General features: G+C 42.3%; 17 protein-coding genes. 6 read left to right on the top strand and 11 right to left on the bottom strand.

The window, feature by feature from the left end; all coding sequences use genetic code 11:
* Positions 1-119: 119 nt before the first annotated feature.
* Positions 120-533: a hypothetical protein gene (locus H6G75_RS31180; protein ID WP_190983751.1), complete on the bottom strand. Its 414-nt coding sequence runs from the start codon at positions 531-533 to the stop codon at positions 120-122.
* Positions 520-741, bottom strand: coding sequence for a hypothetical protein (locus H6G75_RS31175; protein WP_190983750.1), 222 nt, complete (start codon positions 739-741; stop codon positions 520-522). The genes H6G75_RS31180 and H6G75_RS31175 overlap by 14 nt, the downstream gene beginning before the upstream one ends.
* 360 nt (positions 742-1,101) lie before the next feature.
* Here H6G75_RS31175 and H6G75_RS31170 point away from each other — a divergent pair, with 360 nt between their 5' ends.
* The 4 genes from H6G75_RS31170 to H6G75_RS31155 all read left to right on the top strand — a co-directional run bounded on the left by H6G75_RS31170 (position 1,102) and on the right by H6G75_RS31155 (position 6,028).
* The gene (locus tag H6G75_RS31170) at positions 1,102-1,863 is read left to right on the top strand and encodes a DUF6748 domain-containing protein (protein ID WP_190983749.1); all 762 of its coding nucleotides are present in this window, start codon (positions 1,102-1,104) and stop codon (positions 1,861-1,863) included.
* Positions 1,864-1,952: 89 nt separating this feature from the next.
* Positions 1,953-3,587 (top strand): alpha-D-glucose phosphate-specific phosphoglucomutase, encoded by a 1,635-nt coding sequence (locus H6G75_RS31165; RefSeq protein ID WP_190983752.1) that lies wholly within the window; start codon positions 1,953-1,955, stop codon positions 3,585-3,587.
* A 43-nt stretch (positions 3,588-3,630) separates the two neighbouring features.
* Positions 3,631-3,876 carry a hypothetical protein gene (locus H6G75_RS31160; RefSeq protein WP_206757385.1) on the top strand — a complete coding sequence of 82 codons (246 nt, stop codon included), beginning with the start codon at positions 3,631-3,633 and terminating at the stop codon, positions 3,874-3,876.
* Positions 3,877-4,141: 265 nt separating this feature from the next.
* Positions 4,142-6,028: a CHAT domain-containing protein gene (locus H6G75_RS31155; RefSeq protein ID WP_190983748.1), complete on the top strand. Its 1,887-nt coding sequence runs from the start codon at positions 4,142-4,144 to the stop codon at positions 6,026-6,028.
* 92 nt (positions 6,029-6,120) lie between these two features.
* Here H6G75_RS31155 and H6G75_RS31150 read toward each other — a convergent pair whose 3' ends face one another.
* Positions 6,121-7,044 (bottom strand): LysR family transcriptional regulator, encoded by a 924-nt coding sequence (locus tag H6G75_RS31150; RefSeq protein WP_190983747.1) that lies wholly within the window; start codon positions 7,042-7,044, stop codon positions 6,121-6,123.
* Positions 7,045-7,143: 99 nt separating this feature from the next.
* Between H6G75_RS31150 and H6G75_RS31145 the strand changes: the two genes are divergently transcribed.
* Both H6G75_RS31145 and H6G75_RS31140 read left to right on the top strand, forming a co-directional pair.
* Positions 7,144-7,845 (top strand): type 1 glutamine amidotransferase domain-containing protein, encoded by a 702-nt coding sequence (locus H6G75_RS31145; RefSeq protein ID WP_242051710.1) that lies wholly within the window; start codon positions 7,144-7,146, stop codon positions 7,843-7,845.
* A gap of 2 nt (positions 7,846-7,847) precedes the next feature.
* Positions 7,848-8,483 (top strand): NADPH-dependent F420 reductase, encoded by a 636-nt coding sequence (locus H6G75_RS31140; protein WP_190983745.1) that lies wholly within the window; start codon positions 7,848-7,850, stop codon positions 8,481-8,483.
* Positions 8,484-8,502: 19 nt separating this feature from the next.
* Here the strand turns inward: H6G75_RS31140 and H6G75_RS31135 are convergent, their stop codons facing one another.
* The 8 genes from H6G75_RS31135 to H6G75_RS31100 form a co-directional block, all read right to left on the bottom strand.
* Complete coding sequence (locus tag H6G75_RS31135; protein ID WP_190983744.1) at positions 8,503-9,705, bottom strand: AIPR family protein; 1,203 nt, start codon at positions 9,703-9,705, stop codon at positions 8,503-8,505.
* 185 nt (positions 9,706-9,890) lie between these two features.
* Positions 9,891-10,400, bottom strand: a complete 510-nt coding sequence (locus tag H6G75_RS31130; protein WP_190595217.1) for a hypothetical protein — start codon at positions 10,398-10,400, stop codon at positions 9,891-9,893.
* A gap of 17 nt (positions 10,401-10,417) precedes the next feature.
* Complete coding sequence (locus H6G75_RS31125) at positions 10,418-10,963, bottom strand: GNAT family N-acetyltransferase (RefSeq protein ID WP_190595216.1); 546 nt, start codon at positions 10,961-10,963, stop codon at positions 10,418-10,420.
* A gap of 105 nt (positions 10,964-11,068) precedes the next feature.
* A complete protein-coding gene (locus H6G75_RS31120; protein ID WP_190983743.1) occupies positions 11,069-15,319 on the bottom strand; it encodes a strawberry notch family protein in 4,251 nt (1,416 codons plus the stop codon).
* A 69-nt stretch (positions 15,320-15,388) separates the two neighbouring features.
* Positions 15,389-15,775: a hypothetical protein gene (locus H6G75_RS31115; RefSeq protein WP_190983742.1), complete on the bottom strand. Its 387-nt coding sequence runs from the start codon at positions 15,773-15,775 to the stop codon at positions 15,389-15,391.
* A gap of 80 nt (positions 15,776-15,855) precedes the next feature.
* A complete protein-coding gene (locus tag H6G75_RS31110; protein ID WP_190983741.1) occupies positions 15,856-16,299 on the bottom strand; it encodes a hypothetical protein in 444 nt (147 codons plus the stop codon).
* Positions 16,300-16,389: 90 nt separating this feature from the next.
* Positions 16,390-16,635, bottom strand: a complete 246-nt coding sequence (locus H6G75_RS31105) for a hypothetical protein (protein ID WP_190983740.1) — start codon at positions 16,633-16,635, stop codon at positions 16,390-16,392.
* A 107-nt stretch (positions 16,636-16,742) separates the two neighbouring features.
* On the bottom strand, positions 16,743-16,847 hold a 105-nt coding region (locus H6G75_RS31100), incomplete at its 5' end, for a transposase (RefSeq protein ID WP_190983250.1).

Raw genomic sequence — 16,847 nt, 5'->3', positions numbered from 1 at the left:
TACGCTCTTGGTTCTCAATCGCAGGTAGACGGCTCATCGACTACATCATAAATTACACTCGATTTAGCCTATAACCTGAACAAAGCCGGATTCAGTTTTCTTTAGATTCTCTTTACGAATCAGCTCTTAGGACTGACTACAAAATAAAGTTGTGAGCGATAGAAACAAACGTCAAACTCCATAAAAAAATTCACTTGTCCTAAAATCAGGGGAACTTGTACAGCTTTTGTCCAAGCAAATACCAGTTGTACGGGTTCAAACTGACCCACTATTGCCTGAATAACTACAACACGAGCCTCGAATTGAGCAAGATTTCCTGTTAAGTTTAAAGTTGCTGTTTGGCGTTCCCAGACATATTCCAAATCAAGACCGATTTGATAGGGTAAGACGTTAACTGTCGCTCCTGTATCTAACAATGCCGATGTTGTGATAGAACGCTGATTAGACAGTATAATCGGCATCTGTGGGCGAAAACCAGCTTCCCCTAATGCTGTATCAGCGTTAACAAACGGAAATTGCTCAACATTCACCATTACTTTGATTTTGCGTTGTTTGTAAAACTTCTAGCATCGTGTTTGCCGCATCAATTGCATTATAAGGAGACCAAACAGGATAAGATTGCTCTGGTTTAATTAAATCAGCTTCTTGTTGAGCTAATTCTGAAATCAGAACTTGGACAACATAAAGTTTTTCAGCACGGCTAAGTCCTTGAAGCGTATTCAATAATTCTGTTGAAACCATACTTTATGCTCCGGTCAAAATATCCTGACTCTATCATAGGATTGTTGCTCAAGAGTGATCGCTGTCTGAGCCTATGGAAAAATCAGTACAGCAGAGTCAGCAGGAGGTACAGGAGATATTGCAGCAGTTACGGGAGATTCCTTGTACTCCGCAGTTTCGGTTAAACGCAGAGATTAGTGTGTCGTCAGGCGATTCTAGGATAAATTTGGCAAACATAATGAAATTTTAAAACTCCTTTAAAGTTTACCGTAAGGTTTTTAACCTATAGTCAGTACTATAAAATTTCTCGTATTCCAAACTACCTTGTTAACTCTATTTTTAATCAAGGTATCAAGCCCTCAAAGAAAATCTAAAGTCGATATGAACAAACAATTATTTAACCAAAAACACGCAATCATTCCCCTATCAGTTGCTTTAATTGTTAGCAACGGATTTTTCGCCAAAGTATCTGCTCAAGATATTTCTGCTGCACAGACTACGGATTCTGTTGCCGTCACTGTCAAAAACCAAGAGTTTCCTCAGTGGGGATATTACACGATACGAAGAGATTTTCGCAGATGTGCTTCTCCAATCTGCGGTGGATACTTCATCAAGCAAGTCAACTTGAAAGCTACTCCTTGCGTTGATGGTGTTTTTCGTTCTGAATGCTATGTGTCTGCAATTGATTGGAATTCGTTAAAAGTCTCACCTTCCCAATTGGCAAAAATTCAAAATGATGATGGTAGCCGTTTGCTCCTCAGAGGTAACATTGTTCCAGTGACATTTCCTGGATTAGGTGAGTTTGGGAATTTACGAGTAAAAGAAGCATTCATAGCTGCTACAAATAATCCGGCGAAAGGTACTTTTGCGGGACTTAAAGACAATGGTATTCGCTGTATCACAACTCCTTGCTTCTCTACAGATCAGCTTATTTTAAATAAGCCTTATATTTCTCAAGTTTCATCAATTGATTTGAGTCAAACGGGTGCAACACAAAAACAACTTGACGCAGCAGCCAGTGAAATTGTTGGTCAAGGTTTGATTGCTGTAGGTAGAACTGAGGTAGTGGAAAACGTAGATCCAACAAGAAGAGATACTCAGTTTGTCGCTACACAGTTTTATCTGAGAGTGGCACAGAATTAAAGGAATTTGGGCGCAGATTGTAATTTCCTTTAAATATTTGAGTATTCCGCCTTTTGAAGAAAGAAAAAATGAGTTCTTTAGACATCTCAATGAATATCCGAATAATTTCTACTACCCCCTTTGCAGATCAAAAGCCCGGTACTTCTGGGCTGCGGAAAGCAGTAAGTATATTTGAGCAACCCCACTACTTAGAAAACTTTATCCAATCTATTTTTGATACGCTAGGAGACTTACAAGGGCAGACATTAGTTTTAGGTGGTGATGGTCGCTATTACAATCGCCAAGCTATTCAAACTATCCTAAAAATGGCGGCGGCTAACGGTGTAGCTAGAGTTAAGGTCGGCCAGGCAGGAATTTTGTCAACTCCTGCCGTTTCCTGCATCATTCGCAAGTATAAGACTCTTGGGGGCATTATTCTCTCTGCCAGCCATAATCCCGGTGGCCCAAAAGGTGATTTTGGTGTTAAATACAATATCAGTAACGGTGGGCCTGCTCCAGAAAAAGTAACAGAAGATATCTACACCCGCAGCAAAGTAATTGACAAATACCAAATCCTGGATGCGCCAGATGTAGATTTAGATACCTTGGGTGAATCTCATCTGGGAGAAATGATTGTGGAAGTAATTGACTCCGTACAGGATTATGAAAAGTTAATGGAGTCTTTGTTTGATTTTGATCGCATACATCAACTCTTAACTTCTGGTAACTTTCGGCTGTGCATAGATTCGCTTCATGCGGTGACTGGCCCCTATGCCCATGCTTTGTTTGAGCATCGTTTAGGCGCAGCGTCTGGAAGCGTGCGAAACAGTGTACCTTTGGAGGACTTTGGCGGCGGACATCCCGATCCAAATTTGGTGTATGCCCACGAATTAGTCGATATCCTTTATGGAGAAAATGCCCCAGACTTTGGAGCAGCTTCCGATGGCGATGGTGATCGCAATATGATTTTAGGGCGGAGATTTTTCGTTACCCCCAGCGATAGCCTAGCAATTTTAGCTGCCAATGCGAAGCTAGTTCCAGGATATCAGGCAGGTATAACAGGAGTAGCACGGTCTATGCCTACAAGTCAGGCAGTAGATCGAGTAGCAGCAAGGCTGGGAATTGACTGCTACGAAACACCCACTGGTTGGAAGTTCTTTGGCAATTTATTAGATGCAGATAAAGCGACTCTCTGTGGAGAAGAAAGCTTTGGCACTGGCTCCAATCATATTCGAGAAAAGGACGGGCTATGGGCAGTGTTATTCTGGCTGAATATTCTGGCAGTCAGACAACAATCTGTAGAAGAGATTGTCCGCGAACACTGGCAAACCTACGGACGCAACTATTATTCTCGTCATGATTATGAAGAAGTAGATGCCGAGGGAGCCAACACCTTAGTAGAACAACTGCGATCGCAAATCCCAAACCTGAAAGGAAAAAGATTTGGGAAGTATGAAGTTGAGTATAGTGATGACTTTAGCTACACCGACCCAGTTGATGGCAGCATTAGTCAAAAACAAGGCATTCGCATCGGCTTTACTGACGGATCTCGCATTGTTTTCCGACTATCTGGTACGGGTACTCACGGTGCAACTTTGCGAGTTTATCTAGAATCTTACGAACCCGATACTGCTAAACAAAACATCGATCCGCAACAAGCACTAGCAGATTTAATTGCGATCGCCGATGAAATTGCTCAAATTCGCACCTTCACAGGTAGAGAACAGCCAACCGTGATTACTTGATGGGCAAAAAAATTCAGGATATTTAGACGCTGTGATTTATGGTGTGGTTCTATTGATGGCGGCGATCGCTTATTTTATTCTGAGTCGTACCTTAATTTCTCATCACGGTCGAGACTCAATGCTGGCTCTGGCTGTTGGTCGAGACTTTAAGGGCAAAATATCGGTGTTGATTTATGCGGCGGCAATTCCATTAGCTTTCGTAAAAGCATGGTTTGGCTGTGCATTGTATGTTTTGGTTGCAATTATGTGGCTCATACCTGACCGCCGCATTGAAAAGGCTTTGAGATAGCCTTTTACGGACTTTTGCACAAAAATTATGAGCTGGTGCTGCAATATTGACTGTGTTAAAGATACTGTCAGAGATTCTTGTTGATAAACTTCAGGATAACTATCATGGTGATTAAGTTGAAAGTACTTCATAATAAATGCTGAGATGCCAGCACTTTGTCTGCTAATTCTAAGATGTCTCAGCCATGTATTGAGTTTTGTAAATTTATATTTTACTTATATAAATGTACTTATACAAATTTATTTTAATTACCATAATTAGTGTTATGTCTACTATTTCAATATGTTTAATTGATATTGAAGCAGTACTTCCTAGCACTCAAGTATTAGCACAAATACCAAATGATCCACAAGTAAAAGCATCAAGCTTAGTAGAACAAGGTAATCAGCAACTAGAACAAGGTAAATTTGAAGAAGCAATTCATTCTTTTCAAGAGGCTCTCAATATTTATCGAGAAATTAAAGACCAAAGTTATGAGGCGATAACCTTACAAAATCTAGCAGATGCTTACTCTATTTCAGGAAAAAATTTAATAGCTATTGACTATTATGAACAAAGTTTATATTTAGCGAAAAAAGTTGAAAACATTTCATTAGAAAGAGAAGCTCTATTTCGATTAGCTGAATCTTATGAACTCATAGGAAATACAGATCAAGCTGTGAAGGCTTATGAAAAACTTTTACCGTTTTTAGCAGAGAAATCTGCTCGTTACTATGGTGGAACATTAGGACGTTTGGGGAATTTACTTCTCAATACTGGCCAATTACAAGAATCTCAAACCAAACTCTTAAAAGGTATTCAGGTAATTGAAGATGGGCTGAAAAATATTTTTGCTAATTCTGAGTTATCAGATATATCAAAAGTTTTTGTGCGTGATAGATATGAAGCACCATTTATCACTTTACAGCGCGTATTCATTGCTCAGAAAAAGCCAGAGGCTGCTTTAGAAACTGCGGAATGGTCAAAAGCCAGAGTGTTAGTAGAACTAGTAGCATCTCGTCTGTCCCAAACTGATCATCAATTCAACCCACCACAACCGCCTAAAATTAAGCAAATCCAACAAATAGCCAAACAGCAGAATGCCACACTAATAGAATATTCAATTATTCATCATCCCTTAATGGTGAAAATTCCCGGAAAAAGGGAATGGCAGGTATCAGAATTATATATTTGGGTGGTCAAACCCACCGGGAAAGTTACTTTTCACTCTGTTGACTTAACAAAATTTCAAAACGAAAGTCATCTAACTTTAGATCAATTAGTTAATAAAATACCAATTTCTAACATTCATGAATGGAATAAATATTTAAAGAAATTACATAAAGTTCTGATTCAGCCAATTGCTGCGGAATTACCGAAAAACCCCAATGAACATATAGTTTTTATTCCTGATGAGACTTTGTTTTTTGTTCCCTTTGCTGCATTACAAGATGAAAATGGCAAATATTTGATTGAACAACATACTATTCTAACTTCTCCTTCTATTCAAGTTTTATCACTGACTCACCAACAAAATGAAAAACTTAAACAAACTGTTCTAAACGATGTATTAGTAGTAGGCAATCCCCGAATGCCAAAAGTAGCTATTAATCCTGATGAAATTCCTCGCCAATTAGAGCCTTTGCCATTTGCTGAGATAGAAGCCAAGAAAATTGCTAGACTATTTAATACTAAAGCAATTATTGGTAAAGATGCTACTAAAATCAATGTTTTACAGAGGATGAAAACGGCACAAATTATTCATTTGGCAACTCATGGATGGGCTGAAGATCAGGGAGGATTAGGAAGTTGGATTGCTTTAGCTCCCGATGCTGGAGATAATGGTTTACTCACAGCAGAGGAAATTCTCTCTTTAAAGTTGAAAGCTAAGTTAGTCGTTTTAAGTGCTTGTGAAACAGCAAGAGGTTCACTGACAGGAGATGGTGTAGTTGGATTATCGCGTTCTCTGATTGCTGCGGGAACACCCAGCGTGATCGTTTCACTATGGAATATTCCCGATGAATCAACTGAGTTAATTATGACCGAATTCTATCAACATTTTCAGCAAACTCCTGATAAAGCACAAGCTCTACGTCAAGCAATGTTAGCCTTAATTAAACAACGCTATCTTCCTTTAAATTGGGCAGCATTTACATTAATTGGTGAATCCTAGAACACAGATTCACTAATAAAATACAAAACTGATAAACCCTGTTTTTAGGACGGCTTTTCTTGATTTGTAATGTACAAATTTCAAAGCACTTTCTAAACTGTAGTACTAACTTCGCTAACTAATGTTCTTAGCCACTGACAAGCAGGCAAATTCTCTGTACTTTGATGCCAACGCATAAACACTGAAAACCCTTCGAGCAATACTGGAACTGGCAAAAGCTTCAACGATTGACTGTGGGAGAATGCTTTGGCAACTCGTTGAGGTAGGGTGGCAATCAAATTACTTTGAGCCAGAATAAACGGTGCGGTCAGAAAATGCGGTATTGAAAGAGCAATGTGTCGTTGAAGATTTTTTTGTGCCAACAATGTATCGACACGTCCAATTCGATCTTCTTGAATAGAAACAAGCAAATGAGACTGCCGCAGATAGTCTTCCAATGACAAATCATTGCCGATATCAGGATGATTGCTACGGCAAACACAACTATAAATCTCATGAAACAAAAATTGTTGTTTATGCCATTGGCTTTTCTCTTGAAAAAGCCCACAAGCTATATCAATTTCACCTTTATCTAATAGAGAAAGCAATTTTTGACGCTCACCTGTTCGGATTTGAAGGCTGATTTTAGGTGCAATAGCTTGTAAAGTTTGGATTAGTTTTGGCAACAAGATGAATTCTACATAATCTGACATTCCAATTGCAAAGATGCGATCACTGGTTGCTGGCTCAAAGTTTGGTTCATCTAATAAAGCTGATTGAATTTGTTGTAGGGCTGGACGCAACTGAGTAGCCAAAGCATTTGCTTTGGGGGTGGGGCGTAATCCTGTTGCTGTTCTGATAAATAGTTCATCCTCCATTAAATTCCGTAACCGAGCTAGAGCATTACTCGTGGCTGGTTGGCTTAAACCTAATCTTCCTGCCGCACGAGTAACGTTTTGCTCAGTCATTAAAGCATCAAAGACTACTAATAAATTTAAATCTAAACCAGCAAGATTGATGTGATGAATATCGCTCATATAAATTATCCATTGGACAAATATATCATGACCGATCCAGGATGAAATTATCACGATGTAGTAATAATGACGACGAATTAAATGAGCAAGCGAATTTTAATGATTGTGGCCAATCCTGCTATATCGACTACTTTGGGCGTACCAGTGGGTTTTTGGACATCAGAACTGATACATCCTTACGATGTATTTACAAAAGCTGGCTTAGAAGTAGTAATTGCTAGTCCTCAAGGGGGCAAAGTGGAAGTTGATAGCTTCAGCGATCCTCGTGATGCTTCTGGTTATTCCCGACATGACACACTTTCACTGGAGTATATTCACCAGCCAGAGTTTATGAAATTGCTAGAAAATACACCTGCGATCGCCGATATTAATCCTGATGATTTCGATGCGATTTTAGTTTGTGGTGGGCAATCGCCTATGTTTACTTTTCGGCACAATACCGCGCTGGCGGATCTGTTTATGAAGTTTTACGCAGCTGATAAACCCAGTGCGGCTTTATGCCACGGCACTTGTTTACTGCTGGATACTACCTTGGCAGATGGCTCTATTCTAATTGAGGGAAAAACAATTACAGGGTTTGCGAATAGCGAAGAGGATTACGCAGATCATATCGTCGGTCAACAAGTTATGCCATTCCGCATTGAAGACGAAGCCAAACAATTAGGCGCTAACTTTGTCACTAAGGAAGCTTTCACACCTCATGCAATCAAAGATGGAAATCTGATCACTGGACAACAACAAAACTCTGGTACAGAAACCGCCAAACTTGTACTAGACGCATTAGGGATTACAGGAGTTTGATCATGAAGATTGCATTTATTGGCATTGGACAAGTGGGTTGTGCATTAGCTGGACAATTGGTAGCGTTAGACCATGCTGTAACTATTGCCGCTCGTAACCCCGATTCAGATAGTGTGAAAACAGCTTTAGCCAAATATCCTCAACTACAAGTAGCATCTCCAATAGAAGCAGTTGCCCAGGCAGAGATAGTTTTTTTAGCTACGCCATTCAATGCCAACCAAGCAGCTTTAGCCGAAGTTGGTGATTTAACTGGAAAAATTCTGGTTGATTGTACAAATCCAGTAGGCCCAAATTTGACTCACGGACTCAAAAGTGAACAATCCGGGAGTGAACTAGTTCAGAGTTTTGCCCCCAAAGCTAAGGTAGTAAAGGCATTTACAATTTATGGGTTTGAAAACTTTGAGAACAATCTTTATCCTGGTTATAGCGACCTCAAACCCGCTATGTTAATTGCTGGAGATGACACAACTGCCAAGCAAGTTGTTTCTACGCTTTGTCAACAATTGGGTTGGGAAGCGGTTGAAGTGGGTAATTTAGCTATGAGTTTACATCTAGAACATTTAACTCTTCTATGGATTAAGATGGCTAGAGTTCAAGGTCGAGGTGCTGATTTTGTCTGGGCAATGCTCAAGAGATAATGATATTATTCAAAACTCATCAATTCACCAGCTTCAATTCTTCACGCTTGGTATTTGAACTAACCATTTTCATCAACTGCTGATTCAGGTAGCTCTGGGCTGAAAGGTAAATATTATCCCAAATCACAGGGTTACGGCAGATTTTACTGCCAACTGTATTACCAGCCAGTTTCTCCGACACCAAGTATTTCTTATAATAGTTATTCCACAGGTGTTGCAGAAAATCCTCAGCGAACTCATCAAAAGGAATGATCCAGTTATACTGTTCATCCAAAAACACCCGATAAGCAGCGACAATCGGCATGGCAATATCAGCAGGTGCAGCAAACCCAAACGAATATCGGCTATCGGGCAGCAGCGTATTCTTGCGCGGGTCGATAGAGGCGAGATCAACTACTCCCTTTCGTCTGGGCTTGGTTATGTGTTCCTCAATTATTTGAAATAACCGTTGCTCAATCCATAACCCTTTGGGCAGTAACGGTAACAATTTCGACAGCCTTTGTCTTTCCGCCTCACTCAATGAAGGCGTATTGCTCACAGGTGGATGTTTGGTTCTGCTTTTGCTGTCTGGGTTGTATTTGTTCCTGTCCAGACAGTTCATCAACTTAATGAGATGGTTGACGTTACACTGAGGACTTTTGGGCGCACCGCTTTGGTTTTGATAGTAAGCAATGCGGAATTTGGTTTTTTCCTCTCGCTCCAGTTGAGTTAAAAACTGTTTCAGGAATTTATAATCACCCCTAGCGTTAACTTTAGAACGCGCGTCAACCGGGGCAGAAGTATTAGAAGCCAGGGCGATGTCTTTGGCATCGTCCTCACTAAGCCCAATGTGGATTGTGACTTTGACTCTGGCTTCACTTAGATCATACTTGTATTCTCTGGCCTGTTGAAAGGCTAAAACCGTATGCCCACCATTGATAATGCCATCGCTACCGCCCTCAGAGGCTTCCAGTATCTCTAGTTCTAGCTGAGTCTTTTTACTGTTAGGCTTGACCTTGTTGGCACACAGCACGATACCACTATGTCTGGAGAAGAATTTGTCAGGCTCAGTGGTTAAGGAGTCAAAGATTTGTCTGTATGTCGAGCTTTTGCGGTTGGGTTCTCTGATATTGGGTTCTAGAGGTAGGTCGGCAGGGAAACTGTCAACGTGAACGGTAGCGATAATGCAGTGGGGGTTTGCATTGAAAAACTGGTCTATTTTCAAAGTCCAATTTTTTGGCATAGTTTCTTTGGTGTGGGGAGTGCAACTGATACTAATGAAGAATACAAAATTTAGGAGCAAATGACCAAGCCCTGTAAGGTCAAACCTTTGATCTCCACACCAGAAATGAGAAAAAATAAAGCGACGGGTAAAAACCACATCACTTTGCCTTTACCATCTTTGGAGAGTAACCCTATTTAATTTTGTTACGCTATTAAGCGAGATGACTCAACATTTATTAAGATACCTTCACGCACTGCATTTCCGGCAACAGTTGCAATTGCATCCCAGTCTTCATTGTTGTACAGCACACTCAACAATTCCTGTAATACTTGGCTATCACCAATCAATTCTTCGGAGTACAAATCATCACGCATCAATATACTTTCTAGGGAAGGAATAGCTTTTTGCTGTGGTAATTGTAGACGAGACAATAAACGTGTAGATGCAGTTTCAATAGCTTTTTCTTCCCCTACTCCTAGATTCCATCCCTGTAGCATCTGACGAATTTCTCGGTTGAGGGATAAACGTAGTATTGTCATCCTATGTAATAATGCCGGATTTTTCATAAAGGCAACAAACACTCGCTCATTACCCCAATCAAGTCCTGCGCTTACATCGCAAGCAGCTTCATCTTCAGCACGAATTGCTGCTTGTATAGATTCACGGTTAAACAATAATTCAATTGCTTCTTCAACTGTAATATTTTCTTCCATATCCAGATTTTTGTCTATTATCGTCGTAGCTGACTGTATTCAAAATAAATTAAATTGTTCTGATTTTCATCTACTCCGAAATTGTTCATCAATTGATTTTCGTAAAATCGCACACTTTCAGGTAAAGAGTGTAACCCTACCCTTCCACCATATCCTAACTCCACACTTCTGAGTCTGGCGTAACGTAACAGGTTAGTACCAACACCTCGAAACCTTGGCGGACGTTGGATAACTTTTCTATTCCAAGGTGCGGAAGCTAAAAATTCCACATATACTAGTTTTCGTCCGTATTCCTCATGAGAACCATGACGTTGAGTTTCTATTTTCATTAACCCTTGTGTGCTGTCTTCTGCTACGAGCGCATATCCTTCAAATTCCGAATTTCTTCTAATAAAATTTAATTTAAATAACCAGTCCCATTGTTTATCTTGGGTTTGATATTTTTGTAATTCCTTAGACCATAAATTGACAAAATCATCAATATGCTTGGGAGCTAATTCCTCAATAATACCCTGAATTGGAAGATTATCAAATCCTCGGATTAATTCAATTTCAAAACTCACAAAATCTACCTAAAAAATAATTTTTTATACACTGTTTTTAATATTGTATTAATAAGTTTAGATAAAAAATAAGGCGATAGGAAAAACCCTATCGCTTTGCGTTCATTAACCAAGAATCTCAATTACAGCACCCAAGACATCAGCAGCTTTATCTCCAGTTGGCACAAATACCCGCTTACGCCAGTCAATGATCTCGGTGAAACAACCTATACTCACCAATCGATCAGCCAGTGAGAGGGCATTGACTAACTCCAGACGAGGCTCACCAGCAACGAAAGACCGCCGCAAGGTTACGCCGCCAGGAAGTTGCTGTGTATACTTTTCGTTCAGTACAAGCTTTACAAGTTCTGCTGGAGAAAGCATTTGATTTCTTAATCCAAGTTGCTCTCGCACGGTTTGAATATCTTGAGCATTCACCACCCGACCAAGAACTTTCGCGCCATCACTGGTTTGCAGCCTGAATACTCGACTGCTGTGCTGTGGTAGGATTTTCCAAATAGGTAACAAAATCCCACTGACCAAATGCAAGTAATCGGTCGTGAACTTGGGCAGTGCATCAATTTCCTTCGACCACGCTGCGATGAACACGTCAGTAGAAACCTGCTTCCATGTGGATGATTCCAAATCCGTGAGTGTTACGCGAGTTTCCTTTTGCGATCGCATGAGTAAAACCCGTGAGACGACACCACCTTGCTCATCGAACATACTGTGAGTTGGGATAGCTACAGCCGCATTTTGTGACTTCTCATTGACCATAAGCCGCCCCTGGTACTGGATGGCGAACTCCAGCATTTCCTCAGCAGTTCTAATGTTGTTTTTCTGGGTGCGTTCTACTTTCAAGTAATTGGTCACGCTACCAGTAGCAGGGTGAGTGTACACAGCTTCTTGGCTTTCGACGGTAAATCGTTCAGCCCGGAGTGTTTCTACTCCAGCCTCATAGATTCCTGCGGCGATCGCTGCTTCAATCTGTTGGCTTAACAAAAGTTCAAAACGCTCGAAAATCAAGTTTTGCATATCAATCCTCAAAGCCAGCAGCCGATTGAGGAATTGACGCAGGGGTGGAAGCTCAATCTTCATGCCGCCCTCATGAGAAGTGAGCGATAAACCAGTCATCTGCTCAAATTGCCCTAATGAGACTTCAGCAAATCTACCCTGGTAAATCTGCCTGAATAGCTCATATAAAGCACGTTCAGCATACTGAGATTCAAGGTTATCCTTGGTATCAAAGATGCCATTACCACCAGTTTGACGCTGCCCACGAGTCAAAGCGCCTAAGCTGTCCAAGCGTCGAGCAATGGTCGAAATGAATCTGCGCTCACCCCTGACATTAGTGGTTACAGGTCGAAACACAGGTGCAGATGCTTGGTTAGTACGATGCGATCGCCCAAGCCCTTGAATAGCATTGTCAGCCCTCCAGCCAGCTTCGAGTAGGTAGTGCGATCGCCTACGACGATTCACAGCGTTCAAGTCAGCATGGTAGCTGCGACCTGTACCGCCAGCATCAGAGAAGATGAGAATTTGCTTATCGCCCTGCATAAATGCAGCAGTTTCAGCAATATTCGCCCCACTGCCACGAGTATCAACAAACAAACGCCCTGATTCATCTTTGAGAACGCGCTTGCTACGACCAGTCACTTCAGCAACTTGTTTATGACCGAAGTGCCACAGCAGTTGTTCTAAAGCACCGGGAATTGGATCAAGACTTGCTAACCTATCGATCAGGGCATCACGTAAACCCACAGCTTCAAGTGAGATTACAGGAGAACCGTCTGCATCAAAGGCGGGTTCAGAACGCTCTGAGCCGTCTTCGCCGGAGTGGATTTCGTGGAGATGAATTGGAAAACCAGACATCAGGTAATCCATCAAGTACTCACGGGGAGTTAAATCCAGATTCAAATCCTTCCATTCCTCAGCCGGAACTTCATCAAGCCGCCGTTTCAACAACTCTTCGTTGGTGGACACAAGCTGAATAACAACTGCTAGACCCTGAGCAATATCTTGTTCAATCGCCTTAATTAACTGAGGACATTTCATACCCGTAAGCAAATGATTGAAGAATCTTTGTTTGTGCGATTCAAACTGAGACATCGCACTCATTTTAGCTGCACGGTTGTACGTTTTGGAGCCAGAAATATTACAAGCTTCTAAGGCTTTATACAGATTATTGTGGATAATTTGAAAAGCATCAGAATAGCCGTTGTAAATGCGCTCTTGAGTTGGTGTTAACTCGATTTCGAGCATCTGATACTCAACGCCCTCGAACGAAAGACTCCGCGCCAAATACAAACCGAGTGCCTTGAGATCCCTTGCAACAACCTCCATCGCCGCAATGCCCCCGCCTTCAATGGATTCCACAAAGTCCTCACGAGAGGTAAACGGGAAATCCCCAGTCTGCCACAATCCTAGCCTGTTCGCGTATGAAAGGTTAGACACCTTGGTAGCGCCAGTTGCCGATACATAGACCACTCGTGCTTTGGGTAAAGCATTTTGCAACCGCAGCCCGACAACACCTTGCTGGGAAGCTGCAATCATGCCAAGTTTACCTTCGGTCGCCATTGCATTTCCCATACTGTGGCATTCATCGAAAGCGATCGCACCCTCAAAGTCTTTACCAGCCCACTCCACGATTTGTTTGAGCCGACTTTTACCGTTCTTTTGCGATCGCAGTGTGGAATAAGTACAGAATAAAATCCCTTGAGAGAACGGAATTGGTTCACCTAACTTGATGTTGCCCAGATCAATGATATCTTTCTCCGCACCGCCTAAAGCGCACCAATCTCTACGTGCATCTTCAATAAGGGCAGAACTTTTGGATATCCAGATTGCTTTTCGTCTGCCCTGACACCAGTTATCTAATATAATACCTGCACACTGTCTTCCTTTTCCCGCACCTGTCCCATCGCCCAAGAACCAGCCACGACGAAATTTTACAGCATTTTCTTCGCCTCGTGCTGCGACTGTTACGTTATCCCAGGAATCATCCACAATATAAGAACCAGACAGAAATTCTGAGTGAGCTTGCCCTGCGTAAATCACGCTTTCGAGTTGTGCTTCAGATAATAAGCCTTGAGTGACAATATTTTGTGGAAGATGTGGTTTATAGGTTGGTGCTGGTGGGGAGACCAAAGCCAGTGCTGCACTTTCACAAAGTAATGAGGGATGGGGTAAAGCGTCCTTGATTCTGATGCGCTGCGGTCGGTAGGTTTCATAGAGAGTATCCTTTAAACCCTCATTGGCAACCCACTCGACTACCTCATACTCCAGAACAACCACGTCTGAAATCTCGGAAGCTGGTTCTGGCTGAGTTACTACAGTACGTTTGGACAGTTTAACAACCTTTGTTGCAACGACAGCAGCTTTTATAGTTGCAACATTCCATTGCGAACGCCCAGGCAACTGTTCAATCAACGCCAGCAGTTCGGACAGTTCCAGAGTTTCTCGAATGCAAGGGATTTCGCTAGAGTCAGCAGGAACTTTATCAATGACAGTAATTCGGGTTTCTATCGTCGTCCCGTGTTTCGAGTACACCCTGCCACTGACCCCAACCGAAAGCATCACCCTTGCATTTTCCTGCCACTTAACAAAAGTTTCTCGCCAAGTAGGGTTAGCAGGTGAAAACCAATTGGCAGTGATAGCCACCAACCGTCCACCGTCACACAGCCTTTGTAGTGCTGAGTTGATGTGCCGGGGTGTTGCGTCGGGGGAGCGATCGTTGATTTTGGGCGATGATGAGAATGGTGGATTCATCAACACCACTGAGGGCTGAGTCTTGCCAGCCAAATAATCGTTAATCTGCTCGGCGTTAACTGAAAATAATGGTGTGCCAGGGAACAGCCGACGCAGAATCTTGGTTCTGTCGGGGGAAAGTTCGTTCAGCATCAAACTTGCCCCGTACAGTTTAGCAAACTGAGCCAGAATTCCAGTACCTGCCGATGGTTCAAGCACTAAGTCGTTGTTAGTCACTTGTCCCGCCAATGCGACCAAATACGCCAAGGGTAGCGGAGTCGAGAATTGCTGGAGTTGCAATTGCTCCTCGTTCCGGCGGGTATGTGTGGGGCAAAGTGACTCAAGCAGTTGCAGTTGTTCCAGGGGATTTTGAGTAAGTCCCTGGTTACGAAGGTAGAGGATTAGTGCAACCTCAACAGCTTCATAAGCATCTTTCCACAACCACTTGCCCTCAGCCGCAGTGCCGTGAAAGTGGCGATTCATCTGCGATTGAATAGTTTTTGTAGCAATAGGGCGATGAGCAATTAGTGATTTAGCGAGTTCTTGAGCAACGTTGAGGATTGACTGCCCGTAATCTAAAACTGTTTGCAGGTCGAATAGGCAACCCTGTGTAGCGAATTGGCTGACCATGACTATTATATATAGATAGAAATTTCAAAAAAATTTGGCGAAGCTGATGTTGAAGAGTGAACGAAGCAATCAAATTAGACTTAATTGCTTAGAGTTGATTTCTTGTGGATGCTCACGTTCAAGCCACTCAAAAGCACATTCCAGGTTGAGTAAGAATTCTCGCCACTGTTTGGGTTCGGGGATACCAGCAGATGTTTGAACCGCAGCATATTTGTTGACTAACTCGGCCAACTCAATCATGTTCGAGTACGCATTGAATGCCAATTGGTTGCATTGTTGTCTAACTCGCCGTTTGACTCGTTCCGGGGAGGTTTTCCAGAATATGCTCCAAAAAAGCTGGTGATATTCTCCCGACAAAGCAATCGCCTTTTTCAAATGCTCTGTAGCAACTGCAAACTGAGGATCGTCTGGAGCATACTGGAGAGCCACGACTAACGCACAGTGCGCCGCTTGCATTGTTCTAATTTTTGAAACGACAAAAGGAGCGATCGCCTGTAGTAACGGAGATCGCTCTGCTTGGGAACTGGACTGTGAGATTAGGCTGCGGATTTCTTGCGAGACTTACGAGGTGTTAAGGTAGTTTTCGGCTGGCTAGTTTTACTGGTTTTGGTAGATTTTGGTTGAGTGGATTTAGTAGATTTGGTGGTTGTCCTAGCTTTCGGTTGCGCTGAGGCTGCTGGTGGTAGCAGTTTTAAGGTAGGGAATTCAAGTACAACGGGCTGTGGGATTGAGTTTGGTGTAATGTCTGTGTCAAGATCCCAAGGGCTAGGCAGTTGCGCGAACTGCGGTGCTGGTGCAGGTACAGTGTGGGGTGTTTCTGCTGCGATTACTTGATTTGTTGTAGCGACGGGTGCAATCACATAAGATGAATATGGTAGCCAGAACAAGCCATTCACGAAGTCAGCGACGATAAGGCTAACGAACCCCATGACGGTAACTTCAATCGCCCAGTTTAGTACAGTTGAGATTGTGATATCCATTGTTTTTCTCCTGAAGAACGAGAGATTTTCAATGGCAACTAGCGAAGCGAATTGACCTCCTGTTCTCACGGGAGGTCTGGAAAATTAGTTTTAGAACGGAATTTCGATTTTTTTGTCTAAGTCTGTGGAAAGCAAGTCTGACGAAATTAAGGGCTTGGTTAAACTTTGAATCAGCCTGTAATTTTCTGGATGCCAGCAGTTATCGCTTAGGGAATTCTCCAGCCATCCTTTGAGTTGTTCGATTAGTTCTGGACTTTGGCTGATCAGATGCTTTTCTGTCTCACTCCACTCGCGTTGGCTACCATCTGCAACTGCTACAAAGATTTGTTTGCTCATGATTGGTTAACAAAGATTTTCACAAAAATAACGCAGGAAGCGGGAAGCTCAGAGGCTTTAGCCCTGAGAGGCAAGCGACGGGAGCGAATTTATTCGCCGTTGTCTTTTTAGTTTTTGGCGTGGTGCGGGTCTTCAATATATCGCTTAATAACTGCACTGCTAACATTACCTGCGGTGCTGACAAAGTAACTGCTAGTCCACAGTGTAGGCAG

Origin of the sequence: Nostoc sp. FACHB-280, from assembly GCF_014697615.1 — a bacterium.
Lineage (GTDB): Bacteria > Cyanobacteriota > Cyanobacteriia > Cyanobacteriales > Nostocaceae > Nostoc_B.
The sequence above is the reverse complement of the archived record's forward strand: the minus strand, read 5'-3'. Positions and strand labels throughout refer to the sequence as shown.

Bases quoted from the DNA above. Each gene is read 5' to 3' on its own strand.
- H6G75_RS31180 (WP_190983751.1), bottom strand. From the start codon at position 533: ATGGTGAATGTTGAGCAATTTCCGTTTGTTAACGCTGATACAGCATTA.
- H6G75_RS31175 (WP_190983750.1), bottom strand. From the start codon at position 741: ATGGTTTCAACAGAATTATTGAATACGCTTCAAGGACTTAGCCGTGCT.
- H6G75_RS31170 (WP_190983749.1), top strand. From the start codon at position 1,102: ATGAACAAACAATTATTTAACCAAAAACACGCAATCATTCCCCTATCA.
- H6G75_RS31165 (WP_190983752.1), top strand. From the start codon at position 1,953: ATGAATATCCGAATAATTTCTACTACCCCCTTTGCAGATCAAAAGCCC.
- H6G75_RS31155 (WP_190983748.1), top strand. From the start codon at position 4,142: ATGTCTACTATTTCAATATGTTTAATTGATATTGAAGCAGTACTTCCT.
- H6G75_RS31150 (WP_190983747.1), bottom strand. From the start codon at position 7,044: ATGAGCGATATTCATCACATCAATCTTGCTGGTTTAGATTTAAATTTA.
- H6G75_RS31145 (WP_242051710.1), top strand. From the start codon at position 7,144: ATGATTGTGGCCAATCCTGCTATATCGACTACTTTGGGCGTACCAGTG.
- H6G75_RS31140 (WP_190983745.1), top strand. From the start codon at position 7,848: ATGAAGATTGCATTTATTGGCATTGGACAAGTGGGTTGTGCATTAGCT.
- H6G75_RS31135 (WP_190983744.1), bottom strand. From the start codon at position 9,705: ATGCCAAAAAATTGGACTTTGAAAATAGACCAGTTTTTCAATGCAAAC.
- H6G75_RS31130 (WP_190595217.1), bottom strand. From the start codon at position 10,400: ATGGAAGAAAATATTACAGTTGAAGAAGCAATTGAATTATTGTTTAAC.
- H6G75_RS31120 (WP_190983743.1), bottom strand. From the start codon at position 15,319: ATGGTCAGCCAATTCGCTACACAGGGTTGCCTATTCGACCTGCAAACA.
- H6G75_RS31115 (WP_190983742.1), bottom strand. From the start codon at position 15,775: ATGCAAGCGGCGCACTGTGCGTTAGTCGTGGCTCTCCAGTATGCTCCA.
- H6G75_RS31110 (WP_190983741.1), bottom strand. From the start codon at position 16,299: ATGGATATCACAATCTCAACTGTACTAAACTGGGCGATTGAAGTTACC.
- H6G75_RS31105 (WP_190983740.1), bottom strand. From the start codon at position 16,635: ATGAGCAAACAAATCTTTGTAGCAGTTGCAGATGGTAGCCAACGCGAG.